This window comes from Microbacterium sp. NPDC089698 (assembly GCF_044749045.1).
In the GTDB taxonomy this organism is placed as follows: domain Bacteria; phylum Actinomycetota; class Actinomycetes; order Actinomycetales; family Microbacteriaceae; genus Microbacterium.
In genome coordinates this window covers 1,476,317-1,487,025 of record NZ_JBIVHE010000001.1, presented here as the reverse complement: position 1 = coordinate 1,487,025, position 10,709 = coordinate 1,476,317, and the positions used below count along the sequence as shown (strand labels likewise).

Annotated in this window: 7 protein-coding genes; 2 read left to right on the top strand and 5 right to left on the bottom strand. The window is 72.0% G+C overall.

From position 1 onward, the window contains the following. Positions 1–79: 79 nt before the first annotated feature. On the bottom strand, positions 80–688 hold the full coding sequence (locus ACIPY5_RS06935; protein WP_400968321.1) for a hypothetical protein: 609 nt from the start codon (positions 686–688) through the stop codon (positions 80–82). Positions 689–782: 94 nt separating this feature from the next. Between ACIPY5_RS06935 and ACIPY5_RS06930 the strand changes: the two genes are divergently transcribed. Then, positions 783–1,490, top strand: a complete 708-nt coding sequence (locus ACIPY5_RS06930) for a hypothetical protein (protein WP_400968318.1) — start codon at positions 783–785, stop codon at positions 1,488–1,490. A gap of 37 nt (positions 1,491–1,527) precedes the next feature. On the opposite strand, the gene ACIPY5_RS06925 is transcribed toward ACIPY5_RS06930, so the two are convergent. The 4 genes from ACIPY5_RS06925 to ACIPY5_RS06910 form a co-directional block, all read right to left on the bottom strand. Then, a complete protein-coding gene (locus tag ACIPY5_RS06925) occupies positions 1,528–2,955 on the bottom strand; it encodes a rhamnulokinase family protein (protein ID WP_400968316.1) in 1,428 nt (475 codons plus the stop codon). 139 nt (positions 2,956–3,094) lie between these two features. Beyond that, positions 3,095–5,149 carry a bifunctional aldolase/short-chain dehydrogenase gene (locus ACIPY5_RS06920; RefSeq protein ID WP_400968314.1) on the bottom strand — a complete coding sequence of 685 codons (2,055 nt, stop codon included), beginning with the start codon at positions 5,147–5,149 and terminating at the stop codon, positions 3,095–3,097. Positions 5,150–5,206: 57 nt separating this feature from the next. Next, positions 5,207–6,373 (bottom strand): L-rhamnose isomerase, encoded by a 1,167-nt coding sequence (rhaI, locus tag ACIPY5_RS06915; protein WP_400968311.1) that lies wholly within the window; start codon positions 6,371–6,373, stop codon positions 5,207–5,209. Next, positions 6,370–9,150 carry a family 78 glycoside hydrolase catalytic domain gene (locus tag ACIPY5_RS06910; protein ID WP_400968308.1) on the bottom strand — a complete coding sequence of 927 codons (2,781 nt, stop codon included), beginning with the start codon at positions 9,148–9,150 and terminating at the stop codon, positions 6,370–6,372. The genes rhaI and ACIPY5_RS06910 overlap by 4 nt, the downstream gene beginning before the upstream one ends. Positions 9,151–9,379: 229 nt before the next feature. Here ACIPY5_RS06910 and ACIPY5_RS06905 point away from each other — a divergent pair, with 229 nt between their 5' ends. Beyond that, on the top strand, positions 9,380–10,687 hold the full coding sequence (locus ACIPY5_RS06905; RefSeq protein ID WP_400968304.1) for an MFS transporter: 1,308 nt from the start codon (positions 9,380–9,382) through the stop codon (positions 10,685–10,687). Positions 10,688–10,709 lie beyond the last annotated feature (22 nt).

The window sequence follows — 10,709 nt, the reverse complement described above, 5'->3', positions numbered from 1 at the left end:
CCGGATCCACACGGATCCGGGGGTCTTCGCGTACCCCGGATCCGGATCACGGAGCGGCGGCTCGCGGAGCGGAGCCGGCTCAGGGGAAGATGCTCGCGACGATGCTCGAGGTGTAGCCGGTCGGGGCGAGGTTCGAGTAGCGGGTGTCGATGAGCACGTCGTCCCGCCAGAACAGCGTGCGCCCGTCGGTGACAGGGTAGGTCGGATCCGGCCACTCCTTCTCGCAGCGCGTGCCCTTGTCCGGCGTGTAGCAGCTGTAGCCCTCGGTCTTGACGAGGCCGTTCAGCATGTCCAGCGCCTCGCCGCGGGCCTTGCGGGAGATCGTCGTGGTGATGTTCGTCGTGTCGGCCTTCGGATCCGCCCAGATGCAGATCAGGCTCCCGTCGGCCTGCACGCCGCTGGGACCGAACACGGGGGAGTTCAGCGGGGTGTCGCCGAGCTGGGAGCGCACGTCGGCGGAGAGGATCGCGGTGCAGTCCTTCGGCAGCGCGACCGGGGTCGACGTCGGGGTGGGCGTCGGCGACGCGCTCTTCCCCGGGGACGGCGCCTTCGTCGACGACGCGGGACCGGATCCGGTCGCCGAGGGGGATCCGCCGGAGGCGGTGCCGGGCGTCGTGGGGCTGCACGCGGCCAGCGCGGCGGCGAGGGCGAGCGCGGTGAGTGCGACCGCGACGCTGCGTGTCTTCATGGCGCCAGGATAGGGCTCAGGGCTTCCCGGTCCGCGCGGCGCTCCGGAGTAGCCTGGGGAGGACTCCGGAGCGGATCCGGGGAGAGGGGGCGGCATGACCGAGCATCGCGTGGTGGTCGTGGGCGAGGCACGGGTCGATGAGATCCGCGACCCCGGCGGGGTGCGCGAGAGCGTCACCGGCGACGCCGTGGAGCTCGCGACCGCCCTGCTCGGCTACGGGCTGGTGCTGACCGTGGTCGCTCCCGTCGCGGAGGACGCCGACGGCGACAGGATCCGCGCGGCGCTGCAGGACCGCGGGATCCGCCTCGTCTCCGTCCCTGCGCCCGAGGGCACGCTGCGCCGCTCGATCGTGCGGGACCGCGGCGGCGTCGAGATCGAGCTGCGCCGGGGCGAGAGCGCGTTCACCGACACCCGCCGGTCGCTCGCCGCCCAGGCGGAGGCCGACCTGATCGTGGACTTCCGCGAACGCGTGGGCTCGACGACCGCCGAGGTGCGCGATGAGGTGCTGAGCACGTTCGGGCTCGGCGCGCCCGTCGCGGAATCGCCCGCCCCACGGGGCGGTGATTCCGCCGCAGTCGTTCCCGCCGCGGCGCAGCCCGCCGCGAACGACGCGCGGGTTCCTGAGGCGCCCCCGCAGCCCGAGGCCGTCGCGGCGCCCGCGGCCGTACTGCTGCCGGCTCCCATCGTCGCGGGCACGCACCGCCATGCGCCGGTGCGGCTCCTGCCGGATCCGCCCGCCGCGCACGCCCCTGCGCCGGACTGGCACGGGCTCGAAGCACGGCTCGCCCGCATCGCGACCTGAGGACGGCGCGCGACGGGGGGCGTCGGGCCGGTCCGGCTCAGCGCCGCGGTGCGTAGCGCTCGGGAGGATGCGTGCGGCGCACCAGATCCCGCAGGTCCTCGAGGGAGGCGTCCGCGCCGAGGACTCCGGCGGCGCGCGCCTGCACGAGCACGTTGCCCAGCGCCGTGGCCTCGACCGGACCCGCGAGCACGGGTAGGCCCGACCGGTCCGCAGTCGTCTGGCAGAGCAGGCGGTTGAGCGAACCGCCGCCGATCAGGTCGATCGCGTCGACCCGCCGGCCGGTGAGCTCCGCCGAGGTTCCGATCGCGTTCGCGAACGCCTGCGCGATCGACTCGACGATCATGCGCACGAAGCCGGCGCGGGTCGGGGGAGGCTCGGCGCCGTTCGCGCGGACCACGGCGGCGATGCGCGCGGGCATGTCGCCGGGCGCGCTCAACGACTCGGCGTTCGCGTCGAAGACGGGGACACCCGGGGCTGCGGCAGCGGCGCGTGCCACGAGCTCCGGCAGGTCGATGGGAGCGCCGTCCTCGGCCTCCCAGGCCCGGACGGTCTCGGTGAGGAGCCACAGTCCTGTCACGTTGTGCAGGAAGCGGATCCGCCCGTCCACCCCGAGCTCGTGCGTGAAGCCCGCCTCGCGCGCGCCGTCGGTGAGCACGGGCGCGTCGAGCTCGAGTCCGACCAGTCCCCAGGTGCCGCAGGAGATGTACGCGGACGAGGGGGAGGCCAGCGGAGCGGCGACGACCGCCGAGGCCGTGTCATGGGACCCGACCGCGACGACGGGCGGATCCGCACCGATCCGCGCCGCGACGGCGGGGAGCAGCCGCCCGATCCGCTGCCCGGGATCGACGAGCGGCGGCAGCAGATCCGCGCCGATCCCGATCCTCTCCGCGAGCGCCGCATCCCATTCCCGGTCGTGCACGCCGAGCAGCCCCGTGGTCGAGGCGTTCGTGCGCTCGGCGACGCGCGCGCCCGTGAGCCGGTGGGCGACGAGGTCGGGGACGAGCAGCACGGTGCCGGCCTCGCCCGCATCGTCGTCCGCGGCGAGCTGGTAGAGCGTGGTGAACGGCAGGAACTGGAGGCCGTTGCGGGCGTACAGCTCGGCGAACGGCACCCGTGCGTGCACGAGGTCGACGCCGCGGGCGCCGCGGTCGTCGCGGTAGTGGAAGGGCTCGGCGCGCAGCGCCGCGCCGTGGAGCACCCCGTAGTCGACCGCCCAGGTGTCGATGCCGATGCTCTCGATCGAGGGCTCGCGACGCACCGCCTCGGCGAGGCCGTCCAGGACCTGCTCCATGAGCGCCTCGAAGTCCCAGTGCAGGCCGTCCGGGCGCCGTACGGGCCCGTTCGGGAACCGCGCCACCTGCTCCAGCTCGAGCAGATCCTCGCCGACGCGGCCGATCATGACCCGTCCGCTCGTGGCGCCGAGATCGACGGCGGCGAAGGCGCGGGGGCGCTGCGCGGTGCTCACCGGGCCGGCCCCGGCGCCGAGTGCACGGGAAGCTGTCGCGTGTACGGCTTGTTCGCGCGAATCTCCGGTGTACTCGGCACGACGCCGTGCACCCGGCGAGCCGGGTGCGGCGACAGGCCCCGTACGTCGTGCATCGCGCTCATCGCAGGAACGCGGCGGCGACGCCGGAGTCGACGGGGATGTGCAGGCCGGTGGTGCGGCTGAGCTCGGGGCCGGTGAGCACGTAGACGGCGTCGGCGACGTTCTCCGGGACGACCTCGCGCTTGAGGATCGTGCGGTTCGCGTAGAACTGGCCGAGATCCTCCTCGGCGACGCCGTAGGTCGCGGCGCGGTTGGCGCCCCAGCCCGAGGCGAAGATCCCGGATCCGCGGACGACGCCGTCGGGGTTGATGCCGTTCACGCGCACGCCGTGCTCGCCGAGCTCGACCGCGAGGAGACGCACCTGGTGGGCCTGGTCGGCCTTCGTGGCGGAGTAGGCGATGTTGTTCGGGCCCGCGAAGACGCTGTTCTTCGAGGAGATGTAGACGATGTCGCCGCCGAGGCGCTGATCGATGAGGATCCGCGCGGCGGCCTGGGAGACGAGGAAGGATCCCTTCGCCATCACGTCGTGCTGCAGATCCCAGTCCGCCTCGGTGGTCTCCAGCAGGGGCTTGGACAGCGACAGGCCCGCATTGTTGACGACGAGGTCGACGCCGCCGAAGGCGAGCACGGCCTCGTCCAGCGCCGCTCGCACGGCGTCGGCGTCGGCGACGTTCGCGGCCACGCCGATCGCGACATCGGTGCTCCCGAGCTCGGCCGCGGCCGCTCTGGCCTTGTCGAGGTCGAGGTCGGCGACGACCACGCAGGCGCCCTCGGCCGCGAGCCGCGTCGCGATCGCCTTGCCGATCCCGGAGGCGGCGCCGGTGACGAACGCGATCCGGCCCTGGTGGCTCTTCGGCTTCGGCATCCGCTGCAGCTTCGCCTCCTCGAGCGCCCAGTACTCGATGCGGAACTTCTCCGCGTCCGAGATGGGGGAGTAGGTGGAGAGGGCTTCGGCGCCGCGCATCACGTTGATCGCATTGACGTAGAACTCGCCCGCCACGCGTGCCGTCTGCTTGTTCGCGCCGTAGGAGAACATGCCCACGCCGGGGACCAGCACGATGAGCGGATCCGCGCCGCGGATCGCGGGGGACGCCGGCTCGGTCGCCGAGCCTGCCGAAGCGTGCGCGCCGTAGTACGCCTGATAGTCCGCACGGTACGCGGCGTGCAGCTCGTGCAGGCGCGCGATCTGCTCTTCGGCCGTCGCCGTCGCGGGCAGGTCCAGCAGGAGCGGCTTGACCTTGGTGCGCAGGAAATGGTCGGGGCAGCTCGTGCCGAGCGCGGCGAGGGCCGGGGCCTGCTCCGCGGCGAGGAAGTCGAGCACGACGTCCGCGTCCGTGAAGTGCCCGACCATCGGCTTGTCGGTCGAGGCGATGCCGCGGATCGTCCCGGCGAGAGCGGCCGCACGCGCGCGACGCTCGCCGGAGGGCAGCGCCTCGAAGCCGGCGCGGACCCCGCCGAACGGCTCGGCCTTCCCGTGCTCCGCGATGTGGGCGGCGGCGGTCTCGATGATCCAGAGCGAGTGCGCCTCGGCCTCCTCGGAGGAGTCTCCCCAGGCCGTGATGCCGTGTCCGCCGAGGATGCAGCCCACCGCGTCCGGGTTCTCGGCCCTGATCGCCGCGATGTCCAGCCCCAGCTGGAATCCGGGGCGCCGCCACGGCACCCAGGCGACCCTGCCGCCGAAGATCTCCGCCGTGAGCGCTTCTCCGTCGGCCGCGGTCGCGATCGCGATACCGCTGTCGGGGTGCAGGTGGTCGACGTGCGCCGCGTCGACGAGCGCGTGCATCGCGGTGTCGATCGACGGTGCGGCCCCGCCCTTCCCGTGCAGGCAGTAGTCGAACGCGGCGACCATCTCGTCCTCCCGGTCCAGGCCCCGGTACACGTTCTGGAGCGCGCGCACCCGGTCCAGGCGCAGGACGGCGAGGCCCTGCTCGGTGAGCGTGCCGAGGTCGCCGCCGGACCCCTTCACCCAGAGCAGCTCGACCGGTTGTCCCGTGACGGGATCCGTGTCGGTGCCCTTCGCGGAGGTGTTCCCTCCCGCGTAGTTCGTGTTCTTCGGGTCGGCGCCCAGGCGGTTGCTGCGCGCGATCAGTGCGGCGGCGGTGGGGGAGGTCATGTCTCTTCCTTGGATGCGGTGATCGTGCGGGGTCTCGGACGGTCGCGGGGAGTGCGCTCAGGCGCCCCAGCCGGCCTGGGCTCCGCCGACGCGCTCGGCGGAGATGCGCTCCAGGTAACCGGAGGCGAGGAAGGCCGCCATCGGGTCGGCGGGCAGGCCGCGCTGCTCGCGCCAGTCGGCGAGCGCGGGCCGCACATCGGTGTAGAACGCGTCCATGAGCACGGCGTTCGCACCCAGCACGTCGTTCGAGCGCTGCGCGGCGGCCAGTGCATCGCGGTCGATCAGCAGAGCGCGCGCGGTCATCTCCTGCACGTTCAGCACCGAGCGGATCTGCCCGGGGATCTTCGCCTCGATGTTGTGGCACTGGTCGAGCATGAACGCCACGTCGGGGTTGTTCAGCCCGCCGCCGCGGATCACCTCGGAGAGGATGCGGAACAGCTGGAACGGATCGGCCGCGCCCACGATGAGGTCGTCGTCGGCGTAGAAGCGCGAGTTGAAGTCGAAGGAGCCGAGCTTGCCGAGACGCAGCAGCTGCATCACGATGAACTCGATGTTGGTGCCGGGGGCGTGGTGGCCGGTGTCCAGGCACACCATCGCCCGCTCGCCGAGCGCAGCGACCTGCGCATAGCTCGTCCCCCAGTCCGGCACGTCGGTGTGATAGAACGCCGGCTCGAAGAACTTGTACTCCAGCACGAGGCGCTGCGCATCGCCGAGGCGTGCGTAGATCTGCTGCAGCGAGTCCTGCAGGCGGTCCTGGCGGGCGCGCATGTCGTTCTGCCCCGGGTAGTTGGATCCCTCCGCGAGCCAGATCTTCAGGTCCCGGGATCCGGTCGCGTGCATCACGTCGATGCAGGCGAAGTGGTGGTCGATCGCCTTCCGCCTGATGCGGTCGTCCTCGTGCGTGAGGGCGCCGAACCTGTAGTCCTCGTCCTGGAACGTGTTCGAGTTCACGGTGCCCAGGGCCACGCCCAGGTCCTCCGCGTGCCGGCGCAGGTCGTCGTAGGAGTCGACGAGATCCCAGGGGATGTGCAGCGCGACGATCGGCGCCAGCGCCGTGTGCGCATGCACCTGGGCGGCGTCGGCGATCTTCTCGTAGGGGTCACGGGGCGTGCCGGGCGTGCCGAAGACCCGGAAGCGCGTCCCGGAGTTGCCGAACGCCCAGCTGGGCAGTTCGATCGATTGCTTCTCGAGCTCGGCGAGGATCTCGGGGGAGAGCGTGGTCATGATGCGGTGCTTCCTTCGATACGGGTGGCGCGGAGGGCGTGCGTGCCGGGGGAGAGGTCGGCCGGTCCGTCGAGCGTCCAGCCCGGCGCGAGCACGACGTCCGCGGTGACCCCGAGCGGGAGCTCGACCGTCAGCTCCGCGGTCGCGCCGTCACACCGCCAGTCCACGGCGATGCGGCCGGCGGGCGCATCCACGTGGGCGCGGCAGTGATCGAGCACGCCGTCGAGGTCGGGCGCGATGCGGGTGCGGCGGTAGCCGGGTTCGACGAGTTCGATGCCGGCGAGGCGGCGCATCATCCAGTCGACGACGCAGCCGAACGCGTAGTGGTTCATCGACATGCGCTCGACGGTGCCGTCCTCGTGGACCGCGCGCCACGCCTCCCAGATCGTGGTGGCGCCGTGGTCGACCTCGTAGAGCCAGGAGGGTGCGGTGTCCTGTACGAGCAGAGCGCGGGCGAGGTCCCTGTGCCCCTCGTCCCACAGCACATCGAGGAGGAAAGGCACCGAGACGAATCCGGTGTCGAGGTGGATCCCGGCCTCGTGTACGAGTTCGACGAGGCGGGCGACCACCCTCGGGCGCACGTCGCCGGGCACGGCGTCGAAGGCGAGCGCGAGGACGGCGATCCCCTGCATGTCGGGGCCGATCCGTCCGTCCTCGCCGACGTACTCCGCGGCGAACGCGGCGCGCACGGCGGCGGCCTGCGCGCGCGCCTGCGCCGCGGTCGCGGCGTCGCCGAGAGCCTCCGCGGAGGCGGCGTAGAGGTCGAGGGAGCGGATCTGGAACAGCGGGCCGGTGAGCTCGGCGGTCAGCTGCGGCGCGAGCATGATCGCCGCGAACTCGTCGAGTCCCTCGGCCTCCGGGCGGGATCCGTCCAGCGTCGACGGCGCGAGCCAGTCGCCGAAGTTCATCCTTCCGTTCCACAGCAGACGCTGCCGGGCCAGGCGCTCCTCGGACAGCGTCTCGGGGTCGAGGCGCGCCGGCAGGCCGGCCGCGGCATCGGCGGTCTGATGCTCGACCCAGGTGCGCATGGCGTCCAGGTTGTCGCGCAGGAACCGCGGATCCCCGTAGTGGCGGTACAGCGCCCAGGGGGCGATCGTGATGGCGTCGCTCCAGCCGGCGGCGTCGCGGATGTCGCCGAGGCCCGCGTTCGGATGCTCCGGATCGTCCATCGCGGGCGGCATGGGCACGATGATGGGCACGATCCCCTCATGCGCGGCCTGGTCGACGCGCACATTGCGCAGCCAGCGGTCGAGGAACGCGGCGACGCCCATGAGGGTCGCCGCGGTGGGCGCGAAGATCTGCAGATCCCCGGTCCAGCCGGCGCGCTCGCGCTGCGGGCAGTCGGTCGGGACCGCGAGGAAGTTCGAACGCTGCGACCACACGGTGTTCTCCACCAGGCGGTCCAGGCGCGCATGCGAGGACGAGAAAGACGCGGTCTGCGCGAGGTCGTTCGCGATCACGACCGCGGTGAAGTCCTCGGGCGCGGGCGTGCCGGGGTAGCCGAGCAGCTTGACGTAGCGGAACCCGTGGAACGTGAACAGCGGCTCCCACTCCTCGCCGTCCGAATCTCCGGCAAGCACGTACTCGTCGGCCTGATCCTTGTTCACGCCGAGGATGTTGTCGAGGAAGTTGCCTTCCGCGTCGACGACCTCCGCATGCTCGAGGCGGACCACCGTGCCGCGCTCGCCGCGGACGCGCATGCGCACCCGCCCCGCCATGACCTGGCCGAAGTCGACGACGGTCTCCCCGGCGGGCGTGGTCAGGATGCGCTGGGCGGGGAGCTCGCCGACACGGCGGATCGGCTCGCCCACGAAGGGGACGAGCGGGACGTCGACGGGCACGAGCGCGCACGGGGTCCAGCCGGCGAACAGTCCCGCGTCACGGGTCGGCTCGTCCCAGCCCGGGGTCGCCGCCCTGGCGTCGTGACGCTCTCCGATGAAGATGTCCGACCAGTCGATCGCGCCGCGCGAGCTCAGCACCGAGGCGTCGGGGCGGATCACGGTGCGGGTGCCGTCGGCGAGGTCGGCCTCCAGCCGCCACGTCGCGCGGAGGACGTCTCCGTACTGGGCGCTGCGACCCAGGATCGAGATCCGTCCGGCGTACCATCCGTCGCCGAGGATCACCCCCAGGACGTTGGATCCCTCCTGCAGCAGGGCGGTGACGTCGTGGGTCATCACGGAGATCTCGTGCTGATAGCTCTCGTAGCCCGGCGCCAGCAGGCCGTCGCCGGCGGGGAGGCCGTTGAGCGACGGCTGGTGCACGCCCTGGCTGGTGATGCGCAGGCGCGCGGAGAGCGGCGCGGCCGGCAGCTCGAACTCCTGCCGGAGGTAGCGGGGCGGGTGCAGGCGCTCGCCGGGCGCGCTCGCGCCCTCGGCGGGGGCGAAGGCCTCGGGACCGAGCATGAGCGGCCCCTCGGCGAGCACGCGCTCCTGCGCGGGTTCGGCCCAGGGCGCGTCCCAGTCCGCGAGTCCGACGCCGAAGCAGGCAGACGCCTCCGCCGTGCTGCCGTCATCCGCGCGCACCGCGAGGTGCCAGCGATACTCCGTCCCCGGCTCTCCGGCGAAGCCCTCGGGCTCGAGGGCGGTGTCCGACGACTCGATCCACCCGGTGTCGTGCGCCTCGTCGCCGCTCGCCTGGACGATGCGGATCCGGTGCGCCGTCGCGGCAGAGGCTCCGCCCTCCGCGCGCAGCCGCCAGGTCAGTCGCGGCGTCGTGCGGCGCAGCGCGAGCGGAACGGTGAGGTGATCCGCACGAAGGTCGGTGAGGTGGAGGGGCATCGACGGGCTCCTTTGCTCTGAATCGATTCAAGTTCTGATCATGAACATAAGCGGTCCCGGAGTCCCCGTCAAGTCAGACACCGCTTCGACCTCGGCGGCGACTGCGGCACATCCCGGAGGATCCACTCTTGTGAATCGATTCAAAGCTTGCTAGCGTGCAGAGCACTTCGGATCCACAGCGCCGGTACGCGCCGCCGCTCTCCGGACCGCTCACGTTCAAAGGAGAACCATGACCGTCGAAGCCCCCGCCGTCCGTCACCCGAACCCCTGGTGGGTCGGCGTCGTGTGCGGCATGGCGTCGTACATCGATGCCGCCACGATCGTCGCGACCGGCATCGCACTCGTGATCTACCAGCACACGATCGGCATCACGCCCGACCAGATCGGCATCCTGTCCGGCATGCTCACGCTCTCGATCGCGATCGGCGCGATCTTCGGCGGCCGGCTGGGCGACGCGCTGGGCCGCCGCACGGTCTTCCTCGTCACGATGCTCATCGTGATCGGCGGCATCGCGCTGCTCGTCTTCGGGGAGTCCTTCCCCGCGCTGCTCGCGGGCGTCGTCCTCGCGGGGCTCGGCACCGGAGCCGACCTCCCTGTCTCGCTCTCGACGATCTCGGAAGCCGCCACGGAGAAGAACCGCGGCGCGATCATCGGGCTCTCCAACATCCTCTGGGTGATCGGGATCCTCGGGACGATCGTGATCGCGACCTTCGCCGGCGGCCTCGGGCGTCTCGGCGGCCAGCTGCTGTTCGGCCAGGTCGGGATCGTCGCCGCGCTCGTGTTCCTCGCACGGCTCACGATCCCGGAGTCGCCGTTCTGGCTGGCGGCCCGCGACGAGCGCCGCCGCGGCGTCGTGACGGTGCGGGCCGACCGCGCCTCCGTCCGCGACCTGCTGCGCAAGCCGTATCTCGGGCCGTTCGTCGCGCTGCTCGTCTTCTACGCGCTCACCAACGTCGGGGCGAACACCGGCGGCCAGTTCGGCACGTACCTGGCGGTCAACGTCGCGGGCATCCCCGTCCAGCTGAACTCGGCGATCGGCCTGGCATCGTTCCCGATCGGGCTGATCGCGGGTCTCTGGTTCATGCGCATCGTCGATGGCAAGCGCCGCATGACCTACTTCGTCTTCGGCGCGGTCGTGCTGCTGCTCGGCTACCTGACGCCCGCGGTCCTCGGGTTCAGCCTGCCGACGATCATCGCGATGAACCTCTTCATGGGCATCGGCGGCGCCTTCGCCTTCGAGGGGATCATGAAGGTGTGGACGCAGGAGTCGTTCCCGACGCTGTTGCGCACGACGGCGCAGGGCGCGGTCATCGCCGTCGCCCGCGTGGTCGCGGCTCTCCTCGCCTTCGCGACGCCGGCCCTCATCGCGGTCAGCCCGCAGGGGCTCTACGCCGTGCTCAGCGGAGTGGTCGCGGTCGGTCTGGTCGTCGCGTGGTTCGCGTTCCGGAACGCCGGCGAGAGCCAGTTCGTCACCGAGTCGCTGCGCACCGTCGACGTCGAGGCCGACACGGAGGCGACCGCACCGGTCGAGTCCTGACCCACCCGCCTCACGCCTCCAC